Origin of the sequence: Teichococcus globiformis (assembly GCF_042646265.1) — a bacterium.
GTDB lineage: Bacteria > Pseudomonadota > Alphaproteobacteria > Acetobacterales > Acetobacteraceae > Pseudoroseomonas > Pseudoroseomonas globiformis.
The window spans coordinates 38,735-64,856 of record NZ_JBHRTN010000007.1 but is presented as its reverse complement, the minus strand read 5'-3'; the positions used below and the strand labels follow the sequence as shown (position 1 = coordinate 64,856).

27 protein-coding genes are annotated in these 26,122 nt (G+C 68.6%); 20 read left to right on the top strand and 7 right to left on the bottom strand.

Annotated elements, in window-relative coordinates; translation table 11 throughout:
* The 7 genes from ACFOD4_RS05525 (at position 1) to ACFOD4_RS05495 (ending at position 6,375) form a co-directional block, all read left to right on the top strand.
* Positions 1-684: an XdhC family protein gene (locus ACFOD4_RS05525; RefSeq protein ID WP_456316874.1), complete on the top strand. Its 684-nt coding sequence runs from the start codon at positions 1-3 to the stop codon at positions 682-684.
* Positions 681-2,336, top strand: a complete 1,656-nt coding sequence (locus ACFOD4_RS05520; protein ID WP_379594939.1) for an NTP transferase domain-containing protein — start codon at positions 681-683, stop codon at positions 2,334-2,336. Before ACFOD4_RS05525 ends, ACFOD4_RS05520 begins: the two co-directional genes overlap by 4 nt.
* Positions 2,333-2,824 carry a 2-amino-4-hydroxy-6-hydroxymethyldihydropteridine diphosphokinase gene (gene folK / locus ACFOD4_RS05515; RefSeq protein ID WP_379594938.1) on the top strand — a complete coding sequence of 164 codons (492 nt, stop codon included), beginning with the start codon at positions 2,333-2,335 and terminating at the stop codon, positions 2,822-2,824. Before ACFOD4_RS05520 ends, folK begins: the two co-directional genes overlap by 4 nt.
* A gap of 86 nt (positions 2,825-2,910) precedes the next feature.
* The gene (rpoZ, locus tag ACFOD4_RS05510) at positions 2,911-3,306 is read left to right on the top strand and encodes a DNA-directed RNA polymerase subunit omega (RefSeq protein WP_379594937.1); all 396 of its coding nucleotides are present in this window, start codon (positions 2,911-2,913) and stop codon (positions 3,304-3,306) included.
* A 31-nt stretch (positions 3,307-3,337) separates the two neighbouring features.
* The gene (locus ACFOD4_RS05505) at positions 3,338-5,668 is read left to right on the top strand and encodes a RelA/SpoT family protein (protein WP_379594936.1); all 2,331 of its coding nucleotides are present in this window, start codon (positions 3,338-3,340) and stop codon (positions 5,666-5,668) included.
* 31 nt (positions 5,669-5,699) lie between these two features.
* Entirely contained in the window at positions 5,700-6,113 is a 414-nt protein-coding gene (gene acpS / locus ACFOD4_RS05500) for a holo-ACP synthase (protein ID WP_379594935.1), read from the top strand.
* Positions 6,114-6,165: 52 nt separating this feature from the next.
* Entirely contained in the window at positions 6,166-6,375 is a 210-nt protein-coding gene (locus ACFOD4_RS05495; RefSeq protein WP_379594934.1) for an energy transducer TonB, read from the top strand.
* Positions 6,376-6,397: 22 nt separating this feature from the next.
* On the opposite strand, the gene ACFOD4_RS05490 is transcribed toward ACFOD4_RS05495, so the two are convergent.
* A complete protein-coding gene (locus tag ACFOD4_RS05490; RefSeq protein ID WP_379594933.1) occupies positions 6,398-7,444 on the bottom strand; it encodes a methyltransferase domain-containing protein in 1,047 nt (348 codons plus the stop codon).
* A 38-nt stretch (positions 7,445-7,482) separates the two neighbouring features.
* Positions 7,483-7,851 carry a YraN family protein gene (locus ACFOD4_RS05485; protein ID WP_379594932.1) on the bottom strand — a complete coding sequence of 123 codons (369 nt, stop codon included), beginning with the start codon at positions 7,849-7,851 and terminating at the stop codon, positions 7,483-7,485.
* A 60-nt stretch (positions 7,852-7,911) separates the two neighbouring features.
* On the opposite strand from ACFOD4_RS05485, the gene ACFOD4_RS05480 reads away from it, so the two are divergent.
* Entirely contained in the window at positions 7,912-10,308 is a 2,397-nt protein-coding gene (locus ACFOD4_RS05480; protein ID WP_379594931.1) for a penicillin acylase family protein, read from the top strand.
* A gap of 57 nt (positions 10,309-10,365) precedes the next feature.
* A complete protein-coding gene (locus ACFOD4_RS05475) occupies positions 10,366-11,178 on the top strand; it encodes an arginyltransferase (protein ID WP_379594930.1) in 813 nt (270 codons plus the stop codon).
* Here ACFOD4_RS05475 and epmA read toward each other — a convergent pair.
* Positions 11,160-12,236 (bottom strand): EF-P lysine aminoacylase EpmA, encoded by a 1,077-nt coding sequence (gene epmA / locus ACFOD4_RS05470; RefSeq protein WP_379594929.1) that lies wholly within the window; start codon positions 12,234-12,236, stop codon positions 11,160-11,162. The two genes, ACFOD4_RS05475 and epmA, sit on opposite strands and share 19 nt — an antisense overlap.
* Before the next feature lie 37 nt (positions 12,237-12,273).
* Between epmA and ACFOD4_RS05465 the strand changes: the two genes are divergently transcribed.
* The 9 genes from ACFOD4_RS05465 to ACFOD4_RS05425 all read left to right on the top strand — a co-directional run bounded on the left by ACFOD4_RS05465 (position 12,274) and on the right by ACFOD4_RS05425 (position 18,827).
* Positions 12,274-13,380 (top strand): lysine-2,3-aminomutase-like protein, encoded by a 1,107-nt coding sequence (locus ACFOD4_RS05465; protein ID WP_379594928.1) that lies wholly within the window; start codon positions 12,274-12,276, stop codon positions 13,378-13,380.
* 150 nt (positions 13,381-13,530) lie between these two features.
* A complete protein-coding gene (locus ACFOD4_RS05460) occupies positions 13,531-14,574 on the top strand; it encodes an LLM class flavin-dependent oxidoreductase (protein WP_379594927.1) in 1,044 nt (347 codons plus the stop codon).
* Positions 14,575-14,659: 85 nt separating this feature from the next.
* The gene (lepB, locus tag ACFOD4_RS05455; protein WP_379594926.1) at positions 14,660-15,415 is read left to right on the top strand and encodes a signal peptidase I; all 756 of its coding nucleotides are present in this window, start codon (positions 14,660-14,662) and stop codon (positions 15,413-15,415) included.
* Complete coding sequence (gene rnc / locus ACFOD4_RS05450) at positions 15,412-16,209, top strand: ribonuclease III (RefSeq protein ID WP_379595259.1); 798 nt, start codon at positions 15,412-15,414, stop codon at positions 16,207-16,209. The genes lepB and rnc overlap by 4 nt, the downstream gene beginning before the upstream one ends.
* Positions 16,206-17,159 carry a GTPase Era gene (era, locus tag ACFOD4_RS05445; RefSeq protein ID WP_379594925.1) on the top strand — a complete coding sequence of 318 codons (954 nt, stop codon included), beginning with the start codon at positions 16,206-16,208 and terminating at the stop codon, positions 17,157-17,159. The genes rnc and era overlap by 4 nt, the downstream gene beginning before the upstream one ends.
* Positions 17,149-17,430 carry a hypothetical protein gene (locus tag ACFOD4_RS05440; RefSeq protein WP_379594924.1) on the top strand — a complete coding sequence of 94 codons (282 nt, stop codon included), beginning with the start codon at positions 17,149-17,151 and terminating at the stop codon, positions 17,428-17,430. Before era ends, ACFOD4_RS05440 begins: the two co-directional genes overlap by 11 nt.
* Complete coding sequence (locus tag ACFOD4_RS05435; RefSeq protein ID WP_379594923.1) at positions 17,427-17,549, top strand: hypothetical protein; 123 nt, start codon at positions 17,427-17,429, stop codon at positions 17,547-17,549. The genes ACFOD4_RS05440 and ACFOD4_RS05435 overlap by 4 nt, the downstream gene beginning before the upstream one ends.
* 31 nt (positions 17,550-17,580) lie before the next feature.
* The gene (recO, locus tag ACFOD4_RS05430; protein ID WP_379594922.1) at positions 17,581-18,318 is read left to right on the top strand and encodes a DNA repair protein RecO; all 738 of its coding nucleotides are present in this window, start codon (positions 17,581-17,583) and stop codon (positions 18,316-18,318) included.
* Between the two features lie 8 nt (positions 18,319-18,326).
* Entirely contained in the window at positions 18,327-18,827 is a 501-nt protein-coding gene (locus ACFOD4_RS05425; RefSeq protein ID WP_379594921.1) for a mismatch-specific DNA-glycosylase, read from the top strand.
* Between the two features lie 45 nt (positions 18,828-18,872).
* On the opposite strand, the gene ACFOD4_RS05420 is transcribed toward ACFOD4_RS05425, so the two are convergent.
* Entirely contained in the window at positions 18,873-20,291 is a 1,419-nt protein-coding gene (locus ACFOD4_RS05420; RefSeq protein WP_379594920.1) for an Nramp family divalent metal transporter, read from the bottom strand.
* Between the two features lie 230 nt (positions 20,292-20,521).
* Here ACFOD4_RS05420 and parC point away from each other — a divergent pair, with 230 nt between their 5' ends.
* Both parC and ACFOD4_RS05410 read left to right on the top strand, forming a co-directional pair.
* Positions 20,522-22,759, top strand: a complete 2,238-nt coding sequence (gene parC, locus ACFOD4_RS05415; RefSeq protein ID WP_379594919.1) for a DNA topoisomerase IV subunit A — start codon at positions 20,522-20,524, stop codon at positions 22,757-22,759.
* The gene (locus ACFOD4_RS05410; RefSeq protein WP_379595280.1) at positions 22,684-24,399 is read left to right on the top strand and encodes a hypothetical protein; all 1,716 of its coding nucleotides are present in this window, start codon (positions 22,684-22,686) and stop codon (positions 24,397-24,399) included. Before parC ends, ACFOD4_RS05410 begins: the two co-directional genes overlap by 76 nt.
* Here ACFOD4_RS05410 and ACFOD4_RS05405 read toward each other — a convergent pair.
* Genes ACFOD4_RS05405 through ACFOD4_RS05395 form a run of 3 tightly spaced genes read right to left on the bottom strand, consistent with a single transcriptional unit; the run spans position 24,374 to position 26,059 of the window.
* Positions 24,374-24,823 (bottom strand): GNAT family N-acetyltransferase, encoded by a 450-nt coding sequence (locus tag ACFOD4_RS05405; RefSeq protein ID WP_379594918.1) that lies wholly within the window; start codon positions 24,821-24,823, stop codon positions 24,374-24,376. The genes ACFOD4_RS05410 and ACFOD4_RS05405 overlap by 26 nt on opposite strands.
* A gap of 41 nt (positions 24,824-24,864) precedes the next feature.
* Positions 24,865-25,416: a glutathione peroxidase gene (locus tag ACFOD4_RS05400; protein ID WP_379594917.1), complete on the bottom strand. Its 552-nt coding sequence runs from the start codon at positions 25,414-25,416 to the stop codon at positions 24,865-24,867.
* The gene (locus ACFOD4_RS05395) at positions 25,409-26,059 is read right to left on the bottom strand and encodes a sulfite oxidase-like oxidoreductase (RefSeq protein ID WP_379594916.1); all 651 of its coding nucleotides are present in this window, start codon (positions 26,057-26,059) and stop codon (positions 25,409-25,411) included. The genes ACFOD4_RS05400 and ACFOD4_RS05395 overlap by 8 nt, the downstream gene beginning before the upstream one ends.
* Between the last annotated feature and the right edge of the window lie 63 nt (positions 26,060-26,122).

The window sequence follows — 26,122 nt, the reverse complement described above, 5'->3', positions numbered from 1 at the left end:
ATGCTGAGCCGGCTGCAGGCGGCGCGCGAGGCGACGCGGCCGGTGGCCCTGATCACCCGGCTGGCCGATGGAACGCAATGGCTGCACCCTGATGACACGGCGCCCGCTCCTCTGGCGGAAGCCGCTGATGCGGCCATACGCGCCGACCGCGCCGCCCATCTGGCGCAGGATGACGCTGAATTCTTCATTCAGCCGCACAACCCACCGCTGCGCCTGCTGGTCGTGGGCGCGGTGCATGTGGCCCAGGCCCTGGCGCCCATGGCGCGGCAGATGGGCTTCGCCGTCACGGTGATCGACCCGCGGCGCGCCTTCGCCACCGAAGAGCGATTCGGCAACGGCATCACCCTGGTCGATGAGTGGCCGGACGATGCCATGACCCAGCTCAAGCCCGACAGCCGCACCGCGGTGGTCACCCTGACCCATGATCCAAAGCTGGACGACCCGGCGCTGGAGGTCGCGTTGAAAAGCCCTGCTTTCTATGTTGGCGCTCTGGGTAGCCGCCGCACTCATGCCAAGCGGCTGGAACGGCTGGCGGAAGCCGGGCTGACGCCGGCGGACACCGCGCGCATCGCCGCGCCGGTGGGTTTGTCGATCGGCGCCGTCACCGCGCCCGAGATCGCGCTGTCCGTGCTGGCAGAGATCGTCGCCCGGCGCCGTGGCGCTTCCGTGGCGGACCGGCCATGAGGTTCGGGCCGGTTCCCCTCGCCGAGGCCGAGGGCTGCATCCTGGCGCACACGCTGCGGCTCTCCACCGGCGGCGGCACCAAGATTCTGAAAAAGGGCACCACGCTCGACGCCTCCGCCCTGGCCACGCTGCGAGAGGCAGGGCGCGCCGAGGTGATCGCTGCCCGGCTCGAATCCGGCGACGTGCCGGAGGATGAGGCGGCGCAGCGGCTGGGCGAGGCGCTGCTCGGCCCACTTCTGGCGCGCTCGCGCGCCGCCACTGGCCGGGTGAACATCCTGGCCGATGCGGCCGGGCTGTTCGTGGTGGATGAGTCCATGATCCACCGGCTGAACCGGCTGGATGAGAGCCTGACCATTGCCACCTTGCCGAACTACACACCCGTCTCGGCGAAGGAGATGCTGGCAACGGTGAAAGTCATCCCCTTCAGCGCCCCTGCGAGCGTGCTCAGCCTGGCGGAGATGGTGGCGCGGGGCGGGCGTGCGCTGGCCGTGCATCCTTTCCGTCCGCTGAAGGTCGGGCTGGTGCTCAGCGAATTGCCGGGGCTCAAGGACTCGATCCTGGAAGGCACGATTGAAGCCACCCAGGACCGCATCACCGCGCTGTCCGGCACTCTGCTTCCGCCGCTGCGTTGCCGGCATGAGGAAGGCGCCATTGCCGAGGCACTGGGCAAGCTGAAGCGCCAGGCGGCAGAGTTGCTGCTGGTGGCCGGGGCCTCGGCGGTGGTGGACCGCCGTGACGCCGGCCCTGGCGCCATCACCCGCGCCGGCGGCCGCATCGAGCATTTCGGCATGCCGGTCGATCCCGGCAACCTGATCTGCCTGGGCGAACTCGGCGGCATTCCCGCCATGGTGCTCCCCGGCTGCGCCCGTTCTCCCAAGTTGAACGGGTTCGATTGGGTGTTGCAGCGCCTCTTCGCCGGCCTGCCGGTGACGGGGCGCGACATTGCCGGCATGGGTGTGGGCGGCTTGCTGAAGGAGATCGAGACCCGGCCGCTGCCGCGCGAGCAAGCGGCGAGCCAGCCCTCCAGCGGCACCCCGCCCCGCCGTCCGCGCCAGGTGGCGGCGCTGATCCTGGCCGCTGGTCGCTCCCGGCGGATGGCACCGCTGAACAAGCTGTTGGTGACCGACAAGGCGGGGGTGCCGATGGTCGCCCGGGTGGTGTCCAACGTGCTGGACAGCCGCGCCCGGCCGGTGATCGCCGTCACTGGCTACGAGGCCGCGCGGGTGGAGGAGGCGCTGGCCGGCCGCCCCGTTCGCATCGTACAGACGGAGGATTATGCCGACGGCCTTTCCGGCTCGCTGAAGGCCGGCCTCGCTGCCTTGCCGCCGGAAGCGGAAGGGGTGCTGATCTGCCTGGGCGACATGCCGCTGGTCACAGGCGCCATGCTCGACCGGATGCTGGCCGTCTTCGACCCCGAGGAAGGCCGCTCCATCGTCATGCCAACCTTTCGCGGCAAGCAAGGCAATCCGATGCTGTGGTCCCGCGAATATCTGCCGGAGATGCTGGCCATCACCGGCGATGTCGGTGCGCGCCACTTGGCCGGCAAGTACGCCGACCGGGTGGTGGAGGTTGAAATGTCGGACGACGCCGTGCTGCGCGATTTCGACACCACGGACGCGCTGAAGCTCGCCCCCGACTTCAACCGCCCATGATCCTGATTGCCCTGGGCGCAAACCTGCCGGGGGCGGATGGCACTGCCCCCCTTTCCACCTGCCGTGACGCGGCGGCGGCGCTGGGCACGATCCCGGGACTGATGGTCGAGGCCGTGTCCGGCTGGTGGTTGACCGAGCCGGACCCGCCCGATCCGCGTTCGCCCTGGTATGTCAACGGAGTCGCCCGCTGCCGTGGCGACATCGGACCGGAGGCGCTGCTTCCCGCCCTGCAAGCGCTGGAAGCGGAAGCGGGGCGTCAACGCCCATATCCCAATGCGCCCCGCACCTTGGACCTCGACATCATCGCCATGGGCAACATGGTGCGGGACGTCCCCGATCCGATCCTGCCGCATCCCCGCGCACATCTGCGGCGGTTCGTGCTGCAGCCCTTGGCCGAGGTGGCACCGGGCTGGGTGCACCCCGTGCTGGGCCACGGGGTGGAGGCGCTGCTGGCGGCCTTGCCGGAAGCGGCCATGCGCCGCCTTTGAGGCCAGCGGCCCCGTAAACCTTGCCTTTCGCGGGTGCGGTGGTTATCTCACGGGTTCAGCGCATTTCTGGAAGTTGGAGGCCGCCCATGGCCCGCGTCACGGTCGAAGACTGCATCCTGAAGATCCCGAACCGCTTCGAGCTGGTGCTCATCGCGGCGCAGCGTGCCCGCAACATCAGCCGCGGCGAAGAGCTGACCCTTGATCGGGACAACGACAAGAACCCGGTTGTCGCCCTGCGCGAGATCGCCGACGAAACGGTGGAAACCGCTGCGCTGGAGCAGGACATCATCAAGTCCCTGCTGCGGGCGCCGGAGCCGGAGCCGGTGGAAGAGGAGGTGATCGACCTGATCGCCACCGACGAGAACATCTTTGGCGTGATGGATGTGAACGACGAGCCGCTGCCGGATGCCGCCGGCGACGATCTCTCGGGCGACGACATCGAGGCCGCGATTGCCGCCGAGCTCGGGGGCGGCCGCCGCTGAACGGGAGGGGCGCTTGAAAGCGGCGGCGGGGATGCGAGACACCCCGGCGCCCCGCGCGCCTGAAACGGGGCTGGCCGCACCGGCCCCGGATGCCCCCGCCCTGCCGCCCACAGCGTCGTCGGCAGGCGTTGGCACGGCGCCGGAGAACCTGACGGCGAAGCCTCCCATTGTGGAAACACCGGGCACCGAACTGGCCCGCCGCGTCGCTGCCTACGACCCGCGCGCCGACATGCCGCTGATCGAGGCGGCCTATAACATCGCCGCCACCGCCCATGCCTCGCAGTCGCGGGAAAATGGCGACCCGTACATCACCCATCCGCTGGCCGTGGCTGGCATCCTGGCCGGATACCGCCTCGATACCGCGACCATCGCCACCGCTCTGCTGCATGACGTGGTGGAAGACACCACCTACAGCCTTGCGGAACTCGAGAAGCGCTTCGGCAGCGACATCGCCCGGCTGATCGATGGCGTCACCAAGCTGACGCGGCTGGAACTGCAATCGGAGCGCACCAAGCAGGCGGAGAATTTCCGCAAGCTGGTCCTCGCCATGAGCGAGGATATTCGCGTGCTGCTGGTGAAGCTCGCCGATCGCCTGCACAACATGCGGACGCTGCACTTCAAGCCGAAGCCGGACAGCCGCGCCCGCATCGCCCGCGAGACGATGGAGATCTACGCGCCGCTGGCCCAGCGCATCGGCATGGATGCCGTGAAGACGGAGCTGCAGTCGCTTTCCTTTCGCGAGTTGCAGCCGGACGCCTACCAGACCATCACAGCGCGGCTCGCCTTTCTGCGCGGCCAGGGCGCCGACCTGATCGACGAGATCGCCACCGACCTCAAGGCGCAGCTCGGCGAAGCCGGCATTCCCATCCTGGAAGTCACGGGACGCGAAAAGTCGCCCTTCTCCATCTGGATGAAGATGCACGAGAAGAAGGTCGAGTTCGAGCAGCTCTCCGACATCATGGCGTTCCGCATCGTCACCACCGACAAGGCGAATTGCTACGCCGCGCTGGGTGCCATCCACTCGGCCTATCGCGTGGTTCCGGGACGGTTCAAGGACTACATCTCGACTCCCAAGCCGAATGGCTATCAGTCGCTGCACACCGGCGTCACCGTGCCGGAGCGACGCAACGCCAAGATCGAGGTGCAGATTCGGACGCCGGACATGCACGAAATCGCGGAATACGGCGTCGCCGCGCACTGGATGTACAAGCAGGGCGGCTCGCCCGGCGCCGAGGTGCCGAAGCAGCGCCGCTACCCGTGGGTCAGAGAGTTGCTGGAGATCCTGGAAACGGCTGCCGAGCCGCAGGACTTCCTGGAGCACACCAAGCTCGCCCTGCACCAGGATCAGGTGTTCTGCTTCACGCCGAAGGGCGACCTGATCGCCTTGCCGCGCGGCGCCACGCCGATCGACTTCGCCTACCAGGTGCACAGTCAGGTGGGCGATGCCTGTGTCGGCGCCAAGATCAACGGCCGCATCGTGCCGCTGCGCCACCAGCTGGAGAATGGCGACCAGGTCGAGGTCATCACTGCGCGCGGCGGCACGCCCAACCCGGCCTGGGAACGCTTTGTCGTCACCGGCAAGGCCAAGGCACGCATCAAGCGCTTCGCGATGGCTCGCCAGCGCTCCGAGTTCCAGGAGACCGGCCGCTCCGCCATTGCCCGTGCCTTCCGCCAGGAGGGGGTGGATTTCGCCGAGAAGCTGGTGGAGCCGGCGCTGAAGCCGCTGAAATACGCGAGCTTCGAGGATCTCTGCGTCGCTGTCGGCAACGGCAACATCGGCGCGCGGGAAGTGCTGCACGCAGCCATTCCGGAGTTGCGTGGCCCACCGAGGCCGATGGACCACCTGCCGCTGGCGCGCGCCCGCGGCAAGCCCGGCAGCACCGTCATGCGCACCGAGCGCCGGCGCGAGGCGAGTCACGGCATTTCCGGCCTGATCGCCGGCATGTCGGTGCAGTTCGCCGGCTGCTGCCATCCGGTACCAGGGGACCGCATCGTCGGCATTGTCTCGACCGGCAAGGGCGTCACTGTCCACCAGCATGATTGCCACAACCTCGAGGCTCTGGCGGCGACGCCCGAGCGCTTCCTGGACATCGACTGGGATTACGAGGCCGGCTCCGGCGGCGCGCATCTGGGCCGGCTCGATGTGGTGACCAGCAACGAGGATGCAGCGATCGCCGCGCTCACCGTCGCCATCGCCAAGCAGAACGGCAAGCTCCACAACCTTCGCTTCGCCCATCGCGCCGCCGACTTCGCCGAGGTGGTGGTGGATCTGGAGGTATCCGACCTGCGGCACCTGTCCAACGTGGTTGCCGCCCTACGTGCCTGTCCTGGCATCATCCAGGTCGAGCGCAACAAGGGATGACAGGCGCCGCACCCGGCGCTAGGCGTTCCGCATGATCATCGGCCTCGGCAACGACATCTGCGATATCCGCCGCATCGAGCGCTCGCTGGAGCGCTATGGCGAGCGCTTCCTGGAACGCGTCTTCACGCCGCTGGAACGCAGAAAGGCTGACAGCCGGACGGAGAAGCTGCGCGCGGCGACCTATGCCAAGCGTTTCGCGGCCAAGGAGGCGGCGGCCAAGGCGCTCGGCACCGGCTTCCGCCAGGGCGTGTTCTGGCGCGACCTCGGTGTTGTGAACCTGTCCACCGGCCAGCCCTCCCTGCGGCTCACCGGCGGAGCGGCGAAGCGGCTCGACGCCATCACGCCCAACGGGTACGGCGCGCAGGTCAGCCTGACGATGACCGACGAGTACCCATACGCCCAGGCGGTGGTGATCATCTCGGCGGTGCGCATCGTGCCGGCCTGACATCACGGCAAGGCACAGATTGATTTCCTGTTGATGCGCCCTCAAGGCGCCGATGCTAAGCGCAAGCATGGACCGGGAAGGCCGGCCCTTCACGCCACGGATCTCGCGAAGCTCAGGCAGCCCGCTGCTGGATGCCGCGGCCCTGAGCGCCGTGCTCCCCGCCGCGCCATACCCTGCCCCGCCGGACTCCCTGCTGGAGCACGGCGCCGTCATTTCCCTTCCCTTTCCGATGCGCTACGAGATTCGGCGCTTCAGACACTGATGGCTGTGGAGCGGGACGCCCTTCAGGCCGGATAGCTGGACTGGATGACGTCCTCGGGTTCCACCGGCCATTCCAGGGCTGTCTCGCCCGTCTTGCGGATCAGCACCGCCGACATGCCCCATCCCGAATGCAGGTCGGTGTCGGTGAAGGCCGTTACCGGATGCAGCCGCTCGGCGGTCAGGAAAACGCGCTCACCCAGCCCAGCGGCCACCACCTCGAAGCCGGTGGCGTGGTTGAACAGCGCGGCCCAGCTGGTGTTGGAGTAGCGCCAGAAATCCCAGGGCTGATCGTGCATGGGCCAGGATTGGTGCGTGGTGAACAGGGCGACGCCGCCCAGATTCATCACCTTGTTCAGCTCCACTGCGAAGCGCCAGGGCATCAGGATGTGTTCCAGCACCGAGAAGGCCATCACCCCGTCGAAGCGCCGCTCGGGAAACAGCGTGGACAGGCGATGGGCGTCGCCCACCACATCGACATTGGGTCCGGCCAGCACATCCATGCCAGTGTAGCCCCAGCCTTCCGGCACCAGATGCCGGTTCACATTGCCAGACCGCGCGCGCGAGCCGACCTCGAGCAGCTGGCCCGGCCCTTGCTCCTTCAACATGGCGGCAAAGCGTGGCGTAAGCGCCTTGGCCGGATCGTCCTCGGCGGCGCCCAAACCGGTGACCCCCCGCTCGGAGCCATCGGCGAAACGCAGCATCAGCACCGCGTCGGCCACCTCGCCCACAGAGCCGGACAGGCTGAGCGTCTCGTCGAACCGCGCCCGTCCCGCACCGGCACCGAGTCTCGGCACCAGATCTGGGCTTGGAAGGCCGGTGGCAGCCACCGGATGGGCGGCCCCGCCGGGCAGCCTCAGGGTCATCCTCGCTAGGGTCTTGCCCGGATGGTGCGTCCAGCCGGCCAGGCGCAGCCGCCCCTGCGCCAAGGAGAAGCGATCAATGACGCAGAGGAAGCCATCCTCTGCCGGGTGCCCGGCTCGGGAAGACTGGGCGGGTGGACGCCAAAGGTGGCGTCCCAGGGCAATCGACGCCGCATGCCGCAGGCGCCCGAGAATCGCAGAACGGGGCATGGTCCGGTCATAAGCGCTCCCGCCCCCGCTGTGCAGCCTCAACCCGCCCGGATCGCGTCGGCAATGCGCCGCATGCGCCCCTGCCCGTCCACCAGCACCACATCGAAGCGCATGCCTGCCCAACCATGGCCTGGATGCATCGCCAGCCAGGCCTCGGCCCCTGCCAGGAGTCGCGCCTGCTGCCGCGGCGAAACGGACAGCGCGGCGTCCGACAGCGCGGCGCGCGCCTTCACCTCGACAAAGGCCAGTAGCCCGTCACGCTCCACGACCAGGTCGATCTCTCCGCCCTTGTTGCGGAACCGGCGGGCCAGCACGGTCCAGCCCTCGGCCTCCAGCCGGGAGGCCACCCGGTCTTCGGCGCTGCGGCCACGGGATTCTGCGGCTTGTCGTTGGGTGGCGTCGCGCATGGCAGGTGATTTAACATGGCCAGGGCTGTGCCGGGACCGCATCGCCCCTAAATCCGGAGCATGCAGAAACGCCCCGGCCGGATGGGCCGCTTCTTCCGGCGCGGCCTCCTCACCGCCGCCATCCTGATCCCCGCCCTGGTCCTTGGCGCCGGGGCCCTGCTCTGGGCCAGCCTGCCGCCGCGCGAAGGGGAGATCGCGCTTCCCGGCCTTTCCGCCCAGGTGACGGTGCTGGAGGATGAGCACGGCATCCCCCGCATCACCGCCGCGAATGAGCACGATGCCGCCACGGCGCTGGGCTGGCTGCATGCGCGCGACCGTATGTTCCAGATGGAGCTGATGCGCCGAAACGCGTCCGGCCGGCTGGCCGAGATTGCGGGGCCGGCGGCGCTGCGCCTCGACCGGATGAACCGCACGCTGGGCCTGGCGCCCCGGGCGGAAGCCGATTTCGCCGCGTTGCCGGCTTCGACGCGCGACCTGATGGAAGCCTATGCGGCCGGGGTGAATGCCTGGATCGGCGCGCGCGGGCGCATGGCGGCACCGGAATTCATCGCCCTCGGCACGCCCGAACCCTGGCGCGCTTCGGACGCGCTGCTTTGGGCCAAGACCATGGGGCTGTGGCTGTCGGGGAACTGGCGCACGGAGATCGACCGGGCGCGGCTGGCCGCCACCCTGCCGCCGGAGCGCCTGGCCGAGTTGTGGCCCGCGGATGAGAGCGCCGGCGAGCCGGACCGGCGAGCCGCCCTCGATCCCTCGATGCTGGCGCGGCTGGCCGACGCGATCCCGCGCTTCCCGGTCGACGCACCGCTTCCGGCATCGGCTTCGAATGCCTGGGCGGTGGCGGGGTCACGCTCGATCACCGGTGCACCGCTGCTGGCCTCCGACCCGCATCTCGGCTTCAGCGCGCCGATCCTGTGGTACCTGGTCAGGATCGAGCTGCCGGATGGTCGCTTCCGGACCGGCGCATCCTCTCCCGGCGTGCCCTTCATCGTCATCGGCCGCAACGAACGCATCGCCTGGGGCTTCACCACAACCCATTCCGACACCCAGGACGTTTTCGTGGAGCGGCTGGTGGGGGGTGGCTACGAGACGCCGGGCGGCCCGCGCCCCTTCGCCACGAGGGAAGAGCGCATCGCCATCCGCGGGCAGGAGGATGAGGTGCTGCAGGTTCGCGAAACGCGCCATGGCCCGGTGGTCAGCGACCTGGCCGGGGTGTCGGCTGCGCCCGATGGTCATGTGCTGGCCGTTGCCATGGCCAACCTGGCTGAGGGCGACACGGCGGCCGATGGATTGCTGGCGCTGAACCGCGCCACCACCCTGGCCGAGGCCAGGGCCGCCGCGTCCCGCATCACCTCACCACCGCAGAACCTCATGGTGGCCGAAGCGTCCCGGGATGGCGGCGGCATCGCCATGTACCTTACGGGCCGGGCGCCGCTGCGTCGTGGCGGCGACGGCAACTTGCCGGTTCCCGGCTGGGACGGGGCCGCCGACTGGCAAGGCTTCGTGCCCTTTGACGAATTGCCTCACAGGGAAAACCCTGCTTCCGGCTTGCTGGTCAACGCCAACAACCGCGTGCAGCCGGCCGGCGTGGAGCCCTATCTGGGCCGCGACTGGTTCGGCGCCTGGCGCTTCGACCGCATCCAGGAACTTCTGGCCGAGCGGCCGCGTCACGCGCCGGAAGACATGGCCGCCATCCAGCGCGATGCCGTCAGTCTGTTCGCGCGGGAAATGTTGCCCCTGCTGCGCGGGCTGGAGCGGCCAACGGGCCCCGCCGGCACGGCGCGTGACCTGCTGCTGGCATGGGACGGAGCCATGGCCACCGATCGACCCCAGCCGTTGATCTTCAATGCCTGGTGGCGGCAGGCTTCGCTTCTGGCCCTGGCAGCGGGCGGCGTGCCGGAGGATGGCTGGGCGCCCAGTGCGGAGTTCCTGCGCTTCGTGCTGCATCCGGATGGACGCGGCGCCCATTGGTGCCGGCCCCAGGGGGAAGCATCCGGAGCAGCGCCCGACTTCGCGCCGGGTGGCGCTTGCGCGGCGCTCGCCATCCGGGCGCTGGAGCAGGCGGTGGCTGACCTTTCGGCCCGCTTCGGCCCCGATCCGGCCGAATGGCGATGGGGAGAGGCGCATCAGGTGGCGCTGGCCCATCCGCTGCTGCGTTTCCTGCCGGTCCTGGGCAACCTGACCACCTTGCGGCTGCCAACACCCGGTGACGGGGAAACGGTCAATCGCGGTGGCCTGGGCGCCGGCTTCGCCCATACCCACGGCGCCGGGCTCAGGGCGGTGTTCGACCTTTCCTCGCCCGAAGGGGCGCAGGCGGTGATCGCCACCGGGCAATCGGGGCATCCGCTCTCGCCGCATTGGGGCGACCAGGCGGAGCGCTGGGCGCAGGGCCAGGCCTGGCTGCCGCTGGGCAGCGCGGCGGAAGGGGGTGGGGCACGGCTGGTATTGGCGCCACGCTGAGCCTCGCGCGATCGCATGTTGCATCAGGGGCGCTGAGCGGGGAAAATCAGCCAAACCATGCTGCACCGCTCAGCCCGCCGTCCGCATTTCTTCTACACCACCGCGCCGCTGCCCTGCCCCTACCTGGCTGGCCGCATGGAACGGAAGGTCGTGACCGAACTCACCGGCCCGGATGCCGAGGCGCTGCATGACCGCCTGTCCAGGGCCGGGTTCCGCCGCAGCCACAACATCGCCTATTCCCCAGTCTGTGCCGGATGCTCGGCGTGCATTCCCATCCGCATCGATGCCCGCCGCTTCTCCCCCGACCGCACCCAGCGCAGGATCGAGCGCGCGAATGCGGACTTGACCGGCGAGGCAGTGCCGGCCCGCGCCACGGCCGAGCAATTCGCCTTGTTCCAGGCCTATCAGCGCGCCCGCCACCAGGATGGCGACATGGCCGCGATGGGGTTCTACGATTACCGTGCCATGGTCGAGGACACCCCCATCACCACGGGGCTGATCGAGTTCCGCGACGAGAATGGGCGGCTGGTCGGTGGCTGCCTCACCGACTGGCTGAGCGACGGGCTCTCGGCGGTCTACTCATTCTTCGACCCGGCGCTGGAGAAGCGCTCGCTCGGCACCTACGCCGTGCTCTGGCTGGTGCGCAAGGCCGCGAGCATGGGGCTGCCTTATGTGTATCTGGGCTATTGGGTGCCGCAGAGCCGCAAGATGACCTACAAGTCCCGCTTTCGCCCCAGCGAGATCCTTTCGGGCGGGCTCTGGCGTCCGCTGGAGGATGGATTGGGCGATGGCGCCGGGAAAGGTCGGGAAAACGCCGTGGACGAGGCGTCCATGAGCTCGCCGTCCGGCGCCTATTCCTCACCGACATAGGGCCACCGCCCCAACCACAGCGTGTCGGCAATGCTTTCCGCTCCGGCAGCCAGCATGGCCAGCCGGTCAAAGCCGAGCGCGATGCCGGCGCTGGCAGGCATCCCGTGGCGCAACGCCTGCAGGAAGTCCTCGTCCACCTCCCAGCCCTCGCCATAGAGGCGCCGGCGCTCGGCCACGTCGCGGGCGAAACGCTCCGCCTGCTCGGCGGCGTCCGTCAGCTCGTCGAAGGCGTTGGCCAGCTCGATGCCAGCCACGAACAGCTCGAAGCGGAGCGCGGCGCGTGGATCGTCGGGGTCACGCCGCGCCAACGCGGCCTGCGGCGCCGGCCAGTGCGTCAGGAAGCTGCCCCGGCCCCGCCCGAGCGCCGGCTCCACCCGCTCCAGCAGGATGCGGAAGAACAGGTCCTCCCATCCTTCCTCACCCCGCGGCACGATGCCGGCCGCGGAGGCGGCAGCGCGAAGCGCCAGACCGTCGCCCTCTCCTTCGCCGTTCAACGTCGCCAGGATGTCGATGCCGCCGGCATGGCGGCGGAACGCGTCGGCCACGGTGACGCGCTCGAAAGGCAGGGTAAGGTCGGTTTCCACGCCGCCCAGTGCGACCCGGGGCGGCAGCACGGCGCGCAGGAAGGCCTCGGTTTCGTCCATCAGCCCGTCCAGCCCGGCACCAGGACGATACCATTCCAACATGGTGAATTCCGGCGCATGGCGCGGGCCTACCTCGCCATTGCGCCACACTCGCGCCAGCTCAAAGACGGGGCCGCATCCGGCAGTCAGCAGCCGCTTGATGGCCAATTCGGGCGAGGTGCGCAGCCACAGCACCCTCGGATCGCCGCCCAGCATGGGGGTGAACAGGCTGCGAAAGGCCGCCAGATGCACTTCCATGCCCGGCGCCGGCACAAGAGCGGGCGTCTCGATCTCCAGATAGCCGCGCCCGGCGAAGAAGGCGCGTGTCTCGGCTGTCAGCCGGGCCCGGCGGCGCAGCGTGGGCAGCCGCAGGGCCAGACGTTCGGGATGCCACTCGGCAGAGGCGGCACGCGGCAGGTTTGCAGGATCGGTCATTGCGGTGCGGCACGCTCCGGGCTTAAGCCGCCGGACCATGCCCGACGGTTTCCCGAATAGAAAGCCACGCACCCTCAGGGACGCCACCGCCCTCGCCGAGGCCGGCTTGGTTCCGCGCGACGCCGTGCCCGGCCTCGACCGCCTGGTGAGGACCTATGCCATCGCCGTTTCTCCTGCCGTGCAGGCGCTGATCGATCCCGCCGATCCTGCTTCCGACCCTGTTGCGCGCCAATACATCCCGGACATGGCGGAACTGGACACGCGGCCGCAGGAAGTGTCGGATCCCACGGCGGACGCGCCCTTCACCCCCGTCAAGGGCGTGGTCCACCGCTACCCGGACCGCGCCCTGCTGAAGCCGCTCCTGGCCTGCCCGGTTTATTGCCGCTTCTGCTTCCGGCGCGAGGTGGTGGGCCCGGACGGCGGATTGCTGTCGGAAGCGGAGCTGGACGCGGCGCTCGACTGGTTCGCGGGTATGCCCACGGTGCGGGAAGCCATTCTGACCGGCGGCGACCCGATGATGCTGTCCTCCCGGCGGCTTGCGCACATTGTCCGGCGACTGTCGGAAATGCCGCATCTGGACATCATCCGCATTCATTCCCGCGTGCCGGTGGCGGCGCCGGAGCGGGTGACGGCCGACCTGCTGGACGCGCTGGGAACGGAAAAGGCGCTGTTTCTCTGCGTCCACGCCAATCATGCGCGGGAGTTCTCCGCTTCGGCGCGTACGGCGCTAAAGGCACTGGCCGGGGCGGGCGTGGCGCTGCTCGGGCAGTCCGTGCTGCTGCGCGGCGTCAATGACGACCCGGAGGCGCTGGCCGCGCTGTTCCGCGCCATGCTGGCCGCGCGGGTGAAGCCCTACTACCTGCACCAGCTCGACCGCGCGCCGGGCACCGCCCGCTTCGAGGTGCCGATCGCCGAAGGCCGCGCCATCCTGCGCGCGCTACGTGGCCGGCTGACCGGGCTGGCCTGGCCGACCTACGTGCTGGACCTGCCGGACGGCGCGGGCAAGGCGCCGCTGGGGCCGGACTTCGCGCAGGAAGATGGCGGCGACTGGGTGGTGGAAGGTCCGCTGGACGGGATTGCGCACCGGCATGGCGGAGCCTTGACCAAGGCCGGCGGTTCCGGGCCTCTTTGCAAGGAAAACTAAGCTCCCGTCTTCCGGGGATGAACGACCCGCTTCGTCGCTGCATGATCGTGAACGCAGCGCCTCTCCCGCCCGGCGGGGCGGTCCGGGAACAGTGCGGGGCGCTGCCTGGCCGTGCTTGCCGCGGCGCGAATCCGCCCTAGGCTGCATCGTATGCCCCTCGCCCTATCCATTCTCGACCAGTCCAGCATCGCCAGCGGGCGCGACGCCGCCGAGGCCATTCGCGAAACCTTGTCGCTGGCGCAGCTGGCCGACACGCTCGGTTATCGCCGCTACTGGCTGGCCGAGCACCACAACAGCCTGAGCCATGCCGGCTCCGCCCCGGAGATCCTGATCAGCGCCATCGCCGCCACCACCCGCCGGATCCGCATCGGCTCCGCGGGGGTGATGCTGCCGCACTATGCCGCGCTGAAAGTCGCCGAGCAGTTCCGCGTGCTGGAGGCCATCGCGCCAGGGCGCATCGATCTCGGCGTCGGGCGGGCGCCGGGCAGCGACGGCCGCACCGCCTATGCGCTCAATCCGGCTGCGGCACAGTCGGGTGCAGACCACTTCCCGGCGCAGGTGCAGGACGTGCTGGGCTGGCTGGGCGAGGGCCTGCCGGCAAACCACCCCTTCCAGGCCGTGCGCGCCCAGCCGGAAGGCCCGACCCGGCCGGAGCTTTGGGTGCTGGGCAGCTCGGATTACGGCGCACAGCTCGCGGCCTATTTCGGCTTGCCCTACGGCTTCGCGCATTTCATCACCGATGGGCAGGGCGCGGCCGAGGCGCTCAGCCTTTACCGGCGAACCTTCCGCTCCGAGGCTGGGCGGCTGCCTGCGCCGCACGCCGCCATTGCCGTGGTGGCCCTTTGCGCGGAAACGGAAGAGGAGGCCGCGCGCCTGTTCTCCTCGCGCGCCATCTGGAAGCTGTCGCGCGACCGGGGGATCTATCCCGCCCTGCCCTCGCCCGAGGAAGCCGCCAACTATCCGGCCACACCTGCGGAACGCGACAAGCTGTCGCGGATGCGCCAGCGTGCGGCCATCGGTACGCCGGAGCAGGTACGGGCGAAGCTGGAAGCAATGGCCGGGGAGCTGGGCGTGCAGGAGGTTGCGGTGCTGTCGCCGATCCACGATCCGGCGGCGCGCCGTCGCTCCGTCACCCTCCTGGCGGAGGCATTCGGACTTTCAGCCAGCGCGCCCGCCGGGCAGCCGCTTCCTTGACAGCCGGGGCGCGGCCGCGCTCTACCCCCCACTCGGCCGCGGATCTCAGCGTGGCCTCACAGGCAGGGCCGCGGACGAGCCAGAGATGAGCAAGAAGACGGGCGGCTGGCTCGAAAGCATCAAAACCATTGTGTATGCCGGGTTGATCGCGGTGGGCATCCGCACGGTCGCGTTCGAGCCGTTCAACATTCCTTCCGGCAGCATGATCCCGACCCTGCAGGTGGGCGACTACCTGTTCGTGTCGAAATACACCTATGGCTATTCGCGCCATTCCCTGCCGTTCAGCCCGAACCTTTTCTCGGGGCGCATCTTCGGCTCGGCCCCGGAGCGCGGCGATGTCGCGGTGTTCAAGCTGCCCCGCGACAATTCCACCGACTACATCAAGCGCATTGTCGGCCTGCCGGGCGACCGCATCCAGATGCGCGCAGGGCGGCTCTACGTGAACGGGCAGGAGGTGCCGCGCGAGGCGCTCGGTCCCTACACGGTGGAAGGCGACGGCCCGCGCATGACCGTGCGGCTGTTCCGCGAAAGCCTGCCCCCCAGCCCTGGCGAGACGCAGGGCGTGCGGCATGAAATCCTGGAACAGACCGACAACGGACCCTACGACAACACGGCCGAGTTTCTGGTGCCGTCCAGTCATTTCTTTGCCATGGGCGACAACCGGGACAACAGCCTCGACAGCCGCGACATGATTTCGGGCGTCGGCTTCGTACCGATGGAGAACCTGGTGGGCCGTGCGGAGCGCATCTTCTTCTCCGTCGACGGCTCCGCCGCCTGGTACGAGGTCTGGGCATGGCCCTTCGCCGTGCGCTGGAGCCGCATCTTCATGGCGGTGCGATGAAGCAGCACTTCCTCCAGCGGCTGGGTCATGCCTTCGCCAATACGGGCCTCCTCGACCAGGCCTTGACCCATCGCTCGGCGGCGGACCCGAAGCGAGGCATGCTCGATTCCAACGAGCGGCTGGAATTTCTGGGGGACCGCGTGCTGGCGCTGGTGATGGCCGAATGGCTGTCCGAGCGCTTTCCGAACGAGCGCGAGGGCGCGTTGGGCAAGCGGCTGGCGGTGCTGGTGGCGGCGGACACCTTGGCCAAGGTCGGCGAGGCGATCGGCCTGCCGGCGGCGCTGCGCATCCCGCCCGCCGAAGGCCGCACCGGGCTTCGTGGCCGCGTCACCGTGATTGCCGATGCCACCGAGGCCCTGATTGGCGCGTTGTATCTGGATGCCGGGCTGGAGGTGGCGCGGGGCTTCGTGCGCCGGGAATGGAGCGCCTTCCTGGAGGCGGATCCGACGCCGCCCATGTCGGCCAAGAGCAGGTTGCAGGAACACACGCTGGGGCGGGCGCAGGGGCTGCCGGAATACCGCATCGTTTCCAACACGGGCCCATCGCACGCGCCGCGCTTCGTGGTCTCCGTGACGGCGGCCGGAAGGGAGGCGGAAGGCCAGGGCGAGTCGAAACGGGCGGCCGAGCAGGCTGCCGCCGAGGCCTGGCTGTCCGATGGCCCGGAGCTTCTGCCCGGGGGAGCCGAACAGGCTGGCGGGAACGGCGGGCGCAAGCCGGCCCGACAGGATCCGGCTGAACGAGGATCGGGCGAGCGCAGAAGCGGAGCCGGCAGGAACAAGGCGGACAAGCCATGAGCGACAACAGCGACGCCGTGCCGGACCAGCCGGGCACCCCTCCCGCCGGCCCTGCGGAGCAGACGCGCTGCGGGCTGGTGGCGGTGGTGGGCGCGCCCAATGCGGGCAAGTCCACCCTCGTTAACAGGCTTACCGGCAGCAAAGTGACGATCGTCTCGCCCAAGCCGCAGACCACCCGCTTCCGAATCCGCGCCGTGGTGATGCAGGGCCCGACGCAGATCGTGCTAACCGACACGCCGGGCATCTTCGCACCCCGCCGGCGGCTCGACCGCGCCATGGTCGCCGCCGCCTGGGAAGGCGCGCAGGACGCCGATGTGGCGCTGCTGATGGTGGATGCCCGCGCCGGCATGACCGAGGCGGTGGAATCGATCATCTCGGTCCTGAAGCGCTCCAAGGTGCCGATCTGGCTGGTGCTGAACAAGTCGGACCTGATCGACACGAAGCGCCTGCTGCCGCTCACCGCCTCGCTGAACGAAGCCCTCTCCTTCGAGGAGACCTTCATGATCAGTGCCGAGACCGGCGATGGGCTGGACCGGCTGATGACGGCGCTGGCCGCCCGCCTGCCTTACGGTCCCTGGCTGTTCCCCGAGGACGAGCTGTCGGATCTGCCGGAGCGCATGCTGGCGGCCGAGATCGTGCGCGAGCAGATCCTGCGCCAGACGCATGAGGAAGTGCCGCACCACGCCACGGTCGAGACCGAGCAGTGGCAGGAGCGGCGCGACGGATCCGTGCGCATCGACTGCACCATCTATGTCGGCCGGGCGAGCCAGAAAGCCATCCTGATCGGCGATGGCGGGCGCAAGGTGAAGGAGATCGGCCAGCGCGCCCGCTCCGAGCTTGAGAAGCTGCTGGAGCGTCGGGTCCACCTGTTTCTGAACGTCAAGGAGCGCCAGGGCTGGGACGAGGAGCGCGCGCGGCTGCGCGCCATCGGCCTGGACGATGCCGGCTGACGACCCTCCGGTCCAGGCACCGCCGGGCAACCTTTCGGCCGGGAATCTGGTTCACAACGAGCGGCTGAAGCTCACGGCGGGGTGGCTGAACACCCTGGCCTCGGCCAGCGTGGTGGCCGGCGGCATCTCCCCCCTCGTGGCCATCCTCTACGGCTTCAGTCAGCCGCATCAGGCGGGCTGGCTTGTAGCCCTGGTCAGTCTGGTGTGGATTCTGGGCGGGATCGCACTACATTGGATGGCGAGGAGCCTGTTGAAGGGATTGCGACCATGACGTTCCTGGAGGCCTATGCGGTGTTCGGCGTCCCGGCCGTCTTCCTGGGAATCGGCGGCATGACCTGGTGGATCGTTGGCCGGCAGGACCGGCGCGAACGGCAGCACGCGTCCCGCTGACGGGCCGCCCCTTCCTCACCCTTCCCGCATCATGGAATGGCAGGCGCCGGGCATCGTTCTGGAAACTCGTCCGCATGGCGAGGGCGGTGCCGTGATCGCCCTTCTCACCGAAACGCAGGGGCGGCATCTGGGTCTGGCGCGCGGCGGCGCTTCGCGCGCCCAGTCGGGGCTTTGGCAGCCCGGCAACCTGGTGGAGGCGCGCTGGATTGCGAGGTTGCCGGAACAGCTTGGGCATTTCAGCGCCGAGATGGTGCATCCTTCCGCGGCGCTCGCCATGGACGATCCGCTGGCGCTTGCCCTGCTGAACTCGGCCTGCGCCCTGGCCGCAGATGCCTTGCCGGAACGTGAGGCACAGCCTCGTGTCTTCTCCGGCCTGCTGGCGCTGATGGCGAACCTGAACCGCGGTGCCGTTCCGCTCATGGCCGACTACATTCGATGGGAAATGCTTCTGCTCGAAGCACTGGGCTATGGGCTTGACCTGTCCGCCTGTGCCGTCACGGGCGTGACGGAGCCGCTTACCCATGTCTCGCCCCGCTCCGGCCGGGCGGTCAGCGCGGAAGCGGCCGAGGCTTGGCGGGACAGGCTGCTGCCGTTGCCATTGTTCCTGCTGGGCGGCCAGGGAGAGAACGAGCCGGCGGAATGGTTGAAGGGAATGCGGCTGACCGGGCATTTCCTGGCCCGCGACGCGTTCGGCGCCCGTCATCGCCCGGTTCCGCCGGCGCGGGAGCGGCTCGAGGCCCGGATTGCCGCCTTGCCCGCTACGTCATGAAGGAGCCGGTGCTTCCCGACCTGCTGGCGCCGGGACTGCGGCTGGTGTTCTGCGGCTCGGCGCCCGGCACGGTGTCGGCGGCCCGCCGCGCCTACTACGCACATCCGGGCAACCGATTCTGGTCCATCCTGCATCTGGCCGGGCTGACCCCGCGCAAGCTGGCGCCGGCGGAATACCCCTCGCTGCTGCAGCTTGGCATCGGGCTGACGGACATGGCCAAGCATGCCAGCGGCAATGACAACGAACTCCCGCCGGATGCCTACGACCCGGACAGCTTCGAAGCCCGCATCCGTGCCGTCCGCCCCTCAGCCCTGGCCTTCACCGCCAAGGCTCCTGCAGCCGCCTTTCTGCGGCGCCGCACCGGTGCCATCGCCTATGGACGCATGGAAGGGCCACTGGATTTCCCGCCTGTCTGGGTCATGCCCTCCACCTCCGGTCAGGCCAGCCGCTTCTGGGATGCGCGGCCCTGGATGGCGCTGGGTGAGTGGTTTCGCGGCGAGATCGCGTGACGGGGCAAGGACTGCCCGCCTTCCAAGGCGGGCAGCAGGGTGTTTTTACACGATCCGAAGAGCGCTCAGACCCGTGTAGACGCCCAGAAGCACGATGGCGATGCTGCTGACAACCAGCAGGGCGTTGAAGGCCTTGCCGCCGCGGATCGCTGGATCGGTTTCGGTGTTGCGCAGGTGCCAGACGGCCACCACCGCCGCCAGCAGGAAGACGCCCGTGGCAGCACCGCCGATCTGGATCATCAGCACGGGCGACTGGATGGTCAGGTACGCGATGCACCAAACAATGGGCAGCCCCACAGTGAAGCCGCGGATCCACCGCGTCCGCTGGGCGGGAGCATGCCAGTTCACCACACCCATCTCGGCCAGCAGGTTGACATACATGCGCGACCAGCTCGGGATCGCAGCCCAGACGGTGGAGCCCAGCACAACAACCGCGCCGATCAGGAACAGCACACCGGCCCATTCGCCCAGGGTGTCGGTGTACATGCGCGACAGCACCGTGATCATCTCGTTCCCGCGCGGAACCAGGCCCTGTGGGTTCAGCACCGCGGCGCCCATCAGGTAGAAGGCCAGAGTGCCGAAGGTGTAGATGCACCAGGACACGAAGGCATCCTTGTACATCACGTTGATCCAGCCCTTGGCGCGCCGCTTCCACGCTTCCGAGCCGTCATTCGGCCCCACATGGCGGGCGTAGCCCTTCTCGACACACCAGTAGGTATAGAAGGTGAGTTCGTCGGCGCCCACGCCGGTGATGCCGAACATGGCGATGGCGGCGCCAATGGCGCCGGCAGGGATGGTGAAGGCCAAGCCCGTCGCCAGATCATCCATGCCATAGGGAAAGGGCGTGAAAGGCAGGCCCAGAGCGATGGCGATGGTCAGCATGGAGAACACCACGACCATGCCTGTCGCACCGCGTTCGATCAGGCTGTAGTTGTTGGAATACAGCATGGCCACGCTGGCGACGGTGATGATGACTGCCCAGGCCGCCACCGAAACGCCGCTCATCGGGTCTCCGCCCAATGGCAGGAGGATCGAGCAGGCAATCGCGGTTCCACCGATCACACCGCCCATCTGCAGGAACTTGGTAAGCGCCATCAGCAGCCAGAGAACGTTGATCCACCCGAGCCTGCCGATACGGGGGCCAACCTTGTTGTAGCCGGTCAATGCAGGCTGGCCGGTGGAGATGGTCCACCGGGCGAGCTCCACCTGCACCGCCACCTTCACGAAGGTGGAGACGATAACCATCCAGAGGAGGTAGAAGCCGGCCTGGGCGCCCAGGGTCGTGGTGGCGATCAACTCGCCTGATCCGACGATCGAGGCGCTGAGGATCAGCCCCGGCCCAAGATGCTTCAGGGACGGTCCCCATCCTGTGGGGGCTTCCATGACGGCCTTGGGATCAAGATGGTATGGATCGTTTCGATCGACCCTGTCGTGGTCCAATGCTGCTCCTGCACCAGCGCTCATTCCTGTTTTTCCCCCATTTTTGCCGTCTGAAGCGCAAAGGCTCCAGGGCAGTGATCTTGTATGACGACCATGACCAGACCGGCCCGGTGCGTCGACCCCCTCAGGCCGCATCTTCACAGGCTTGTGAGCCTCCAATTCGTTCGTGATATGTTCCAATTTCTTGTGAACGGCGCTGGCTTTGCGGGCCGCACTGCGCTAGCCGATGCGCGCCGACCTGCCTGGAGGAGCCCATGCCCGACGACATAACGACCCTGCCCGAAGGCGGGGATGTCAGGCCGACGAGCCTCTCCGCCGCCTTGTCGGAGCGTTACCTCGCCTACGCCATGTCCACCATCACGGCGCGGTCCCTGCCGGATGTGCGCGATGGGATGAAGCCTGTGCACCGCCGACTGCTCTGGGCCATGCACCAGCTGAAGCTCGACCCGGCGGCGGGCTTCAAGAAATGCGCCCGCATCGTCGGCGACGTGATGGGCAAGTTCCACCCGCACGGCGATGCCTCGATCTACGAGGCCATGGTGCGGCTGGCGCAGGAGTTCGCCGCCCGCTACCCGTTGGTCGAGGGCCAGGGCAACTTCGGCAATATCGATGGCGATAATGCCGCGGCCATGCGTTACACCGAGGCCCGGCTGACCGCCATCGCCAGTGCCATGCTGGAAGGCATCGAGGAGAATGCGGTCGATTTCCGCGCCACCTATGATGGCGAGGAAAAGGAGCCGGTTGTGCTGCCGGCCGCCTTCCCCAACCTGCTCGCCAATGGGGCCGCCGGCATCGCGGTGGGCATGGCGACCTCCATCCCGCCGCACAACGCCGGCGAGCTGTGCGCCGCCGCCCTGGCGCTCATCGCCAACCCCAAGGCAGGCATCGACGAGCTTCTCGGCCATATGCCGGGGCCCGACTTCCCGACCGGCGGCGTGCTGGTGGAAAGCCCCGAGGCGGTGCGCGAGGCCTATGCCACCGGCCGCGGCGGCTTCCGCATCCGCGCGAGGTGGGAGAAGGAATCGCTGAAGAACGGCACCTGGCAGATCGTGGTCACCGAGATCCCCTACCAGGTGCAGAAGTCACGGCTGATCGAGCAGATCGCACAGCTGATGGAGGAAAAGAAGCTTCCTCTGCTGGCCGATGTGCGCGACGAGAGCACCGACGTGATCCGCCTGGTGCTGGAGCCCAGGAACCGCGCCATCGAGCCTGCCATGCTGATGGAGACGCTGTTCCGCGCCACACCGCTGGAGAGCCGCTTCTCGCTCAACATGAACGTGCTGGATGCCAGCCGCACGCCGCGCGTCATGGGGCTGCGGGAGGTGCTGCAATCCTGGCTCGACCACCGGCACGAGGTGCTGGTGCGGCGCAGCCAGCACCGGCTGGATGCCATCGCCCGCCGTCTGGAAATCCTGGACGGCTACCTGATCGCCTATCTCAACCTCGACGAGGTGATCCGCATCATCCGCGAGGAAGACCATCCGAAGCCGGTGCTGATCAGCACCTTTTCGCTCACGGACGTGCAGGCCGAAGCCATCCTCAACATGCGGCTGCGCTCGCTTCGCAGGCTGGAGGAGATGGAGATCCGCCGGGAGCACAAGAAGCTGGTGGCCGAGCAGAAATCCCTTCAAACCCTGCTCGGAAGCGAGAAGGCGCGCTGGAAGAAGCTGGCCGAGCAGATCGCCGAAACCCGCGCGAAGTTCGGCGAGGAAACGCCGATTGGCCGGCGCCGCACCGTTATCGACGGCACCGCCGCGCCGGTTGTCATCGATGAGCGTGCCTTCGTGGAGCGCGAGCCTATCACCGTGATCCTGTCGCAGAAGGGCTGGGTGCGCGCGCTGAAGGGCCATGTGCCGTTGGACCAGGAGCAGAAGTTCAAGGAGGGCGATTCCCTGCGGATCGCCCTGCACGCGCAGACCACGGATCGCATCTGCCTGTTCGCCACCAACGGCAAGTGCTTCACGATCAAGGCCGATGCGCTGCCGCGTGGCCGCGGCGACGGACAGCCGGTGCGTCTCATGGTGGACCTCACCAACGAGGACGATGTGGTCGACCTGTTCGTCTGGGCGGAGGATCGCAAATACCTCGTCGCCTCCAGCGATGGCCGCGGCTTCGTGGTGAAGTCGGAGGACATGCTGGCCGAGAAGCGCACCGGCAAGCAGGTACTGACCGTCGATGGCGGCATCGAGGCCGCCGCCTGCAAGCCGGTGGAGGGCGACACCGTCGCCGTGCTAGGCGAGAACCGCAAGCTGCTGGTGTTCCCGCTGGAACAGGTGCCGGAAATGGTGCGCGGCCGCGGCGTGGTGCTGCAGGGCTACAAGGATGGCGGCATGGCCGATGTGAAGGTGTTCGACGGCAAGGCCGGCCTGACTTGGCGCATCGGCGAGCGGGTGCGGCTGGAAACCGACCTGACCACTTGGCGCGGCAACCGTGCCGGCGCGGGGCGGCAGCCGCCGAACGGCTTTCCGCGCTCCAACCGCTTCGGGGACTGACGCTCCTGGTTCCGGGCCGCCCCATCGCGGCGGCGTTGCTGGCGCTGGCCCTTCTGGCAGGGACGGGGCCGGCCGCGCCCCGGGCTCAACCGGCTGCGCCGATGCCGGCGATGCCGGAGCTGGACCCGCGCGCGCCTCGGGCCGAGGCGCATGCCGCCCGGTGTGGCGCCGGCACCGAAGGATTGACAGGCGGTCCAGGACGCGACCTCACGCTGGATGTAGGCGACCTCCTGCCCTTCGCGCGGGAAATCCTGGCCCGGCGAGATATCCGTGTCCTGCCCGGGCGCGGCGGTTCGCCATGGCGGCTGGAACTGCATCTGGAGAACCTGCGCGACCTCCCGGCGCCGGAAGGGCACCCGGCAACGATCTACCTGCCGGGTGAGGATGCTTCCCGGGTGCTGCAGGACCGGCGCTCGGCGATCCGGCAGCTCTGGCGGGTCGATGAGGCAACAGTGAAGGCTGCCGACATCGCCTACGACGTCCGGCATGACGCGCTGGGCACGCCGCCTCGCCTCGACCGGCCGGGGTTTGAGGCGGAAATGCCTGATTATCGCTTGCTGCGCATCCATGCCGACCTTCATTCCGGCTTTGCTGCGGTGGTTCTGGAGGCCCGCCCGGATGCGGACCTGCCGCCGCACCGCATCTATGCCATTGCGGGCACCCATGTGTTCGAACACCGGGATTTCCGCTCCTGGGCTTCCGGCCTGACGCTCGGGCGGGCGCAGTTCACCTCCAACGCTGCCCTCGCGATGATCCGGGAAGCGGCCGACTATGCTTCCGATCCCGCAAGCGGCGGCGAGGTGTTCATCACCGGCCAGAGCCAAGGCGGATTGGTCGCGCAGGGCATCGGCTTTCTGCTGCAATCCTTTCTGGATACCCGACCCGGGGCCCCGCGCCTGGCACATGTGGTGTCCTGGGGCGCGGTAGGCGCGGGCGAAGTGCTGCGCGCCACCATGAGCACCGCGCGGGAAGGCGGCGGACGCGGCTACGGCGCCCGCTTCGAGCGACACTGGGCCGCCACCGACCAAACTTACCCTGCGGCAGCCGATGTCTGGAACGCCATCACGCGGCGCTGGGCAGCGTTTCCGGAAGGGAACGAAGAGCGGGCGGTGGGGGACATCATGGGCCGGATGCGGGTGCTCGGCTATTTCTTCGAGATCGACCTTTTCGCCCGCGCCGGCAGCTTTCCCGGCACCACCCTGGCCTTTCCGACCTCGCTGATCCTGCCCGACAATTGCGACCTGACGGTGGTGGAGGCGCTGTTCGGCATCGGCGCTGGGCGGTTCGGCGTGCGGCTGGAATCGCATTTCCTGAAAGGTTACCGCCGCGCCGTGGAGCGCGGCGCGATCGCCGTGGCCCGGCCCGCCCTGCCGGCGAAATGGGATTGGGTCATGGAGGCGCAGCAGGTGCTCGACCCGCTGGGTTATGCTTGGCTGCAAACGCTGTATTTCGATGGCCCGGGTTCCGCGCGGGCGAACTGGGAACAATGTCGGGCGGCACCGGAATGGACCACTCCCGCCAACCTGTCCTGTCGGCAGGGATGGTGGCCGGGCTGCGCTCCGCTGCCGGAGGAACGCCGCTGGTGCCTGGTTCGCGAGGCGCCGCCAGGCATGGTCAGCCCGATTGGAAGCGCGCCATGAAGCGGGCGGCGGGGCCGTAGGAGGCAAGCTTTTCCAGCAGGGCGGCATCGGCATGCTCGGTAAAGCCGAGCCTCGCCCACAAAGCCGCCGTGCCCCCTACGGCGACCAGGGACAGGCTGGGCAGCGAACCGGCGTCGGCGCGCATCAGCTCCACCAGGGTACGCGCCGCGCCCTGCCCGCGCGCCGCGGGCAGCAGGGCGGCATCGTGCAGATAATAGGTGTCCGGCCGTTCCGGCAGTGCGCCGAGCAGACTGTCCAGCGCCGGCGGGCGGGCGAAGCGCCAGGGATGGGCGATGGCGTAGCCGAGTGCCGCTCCCTCTTCCTCCAACATGCGGCAGCCCTCCGGATGCAGGGCGAGCCGCTCGGCAAAGACGGTCTCACCCTCGGGGAATTGCTGGTGCACCTGGGCGGCGATGCGGAGCACGGCTGGCAAGTCCTGCGGCCGCATGAGCCGCCAACCGGCCCTCATGCCAGGGCAGCTCCCAGGGCCTGGCGCAGCGAGGGGGCGTCGGGCTCCACGTTGCTGGGAAAGGCGTGCAACAGCCGTCCATCCCGTCCCACCAGATACTTCCAGAAGTTCCAGCGCGGTGCCGCGCCACCCGGCTGCGAAGCGGCCCACCGATAGAAGGGGTGCGCCGCCGCGCCCTTCACATGCACCGGCGTGGTCAGCGGGAACTGCACGCCCCAGGTCGCCTCGCAGAAATCCTTGATCGCGTTGCGGTCGGCATTCTCCTGGTTGAAGTCGTTGGACGGCGTCCCAAGCAGCATCAGCCCGCGTGGGCCATAGCTCTCGTGCAGAGCCTGCAGCGCCGTGAACTGCCGGGCGAAGCCGCAGAAGCTGGCGGTGTTGATCACCAGCAGCGGCTTGCCTCTCCAGTCGGCTAGGTTGATCTCGCCGCCCTCGATCGCCTCGAAGCGGAAATCATGGCCACCGGCCGCGGCAGGGGCGGCGGCCATCAGCATCGGCACGCCGAGCGGCATCGCGGCCAGCAGAGTACGGCGGGACAGGTCAGCCATAGCGTTCCTCCATCCAGGGATCGCCGCGGTCATGATAGCCGCGTTCCTCCCAGAAGCCGGGTTCATTCTGCGCCAGAAAGGTGATGCGCTTCAGCCATTTCGGGCTTTTCCAGAAATAAAGATGAGGCACCACCAGCCGCACGGGCCCTCCGTGCTGGCGAGTCAGCGGGGCCCCTTCCCAGGAATGGGCCAGGATGTTGTCGGACCGGGCGAAATCTTCCAGCGTCAGGTTGGTGGTGTAGCCGTCGGAGGCGCCGAGGCTAACGAACCCCGCCTGGGATTTCGGCCGCACAAGATCGAGCAGCGTCTCCACCGCCACGCCGTCCCAGCGATTGTTGAAGCGCGACCACTGGGTTACGCAGTGGATGTCGTTCAGCCGGCTGGCCGGATCCAGTTCAGACAGCCAGGTCCAGTCCAGCGTGATCGGGCGCTCCACCAGCCCGTCCACCGAAAGCCGGAAGTCCTCCCGGCGGATCTCCGGCTGGATGCCGAGATCGAGCACCGGCCAATCGGTCACCAGCCGCTGACCGGGCGGCAGTCGCTGCTCCGGCGGCGCGGCCTGGCCAGTCAGCAGCCGGCCCTCCCGCGCCCAGCGTTGCTTGGTTTCCACCAGCTTGCGGCGGGTACCCTCGGGCTCGTCCATATGCCACCTGCTCCTTGCACGATCAGATGGGGTGCTTGGCCCCACCCTGGCAAGGCTGCTTAT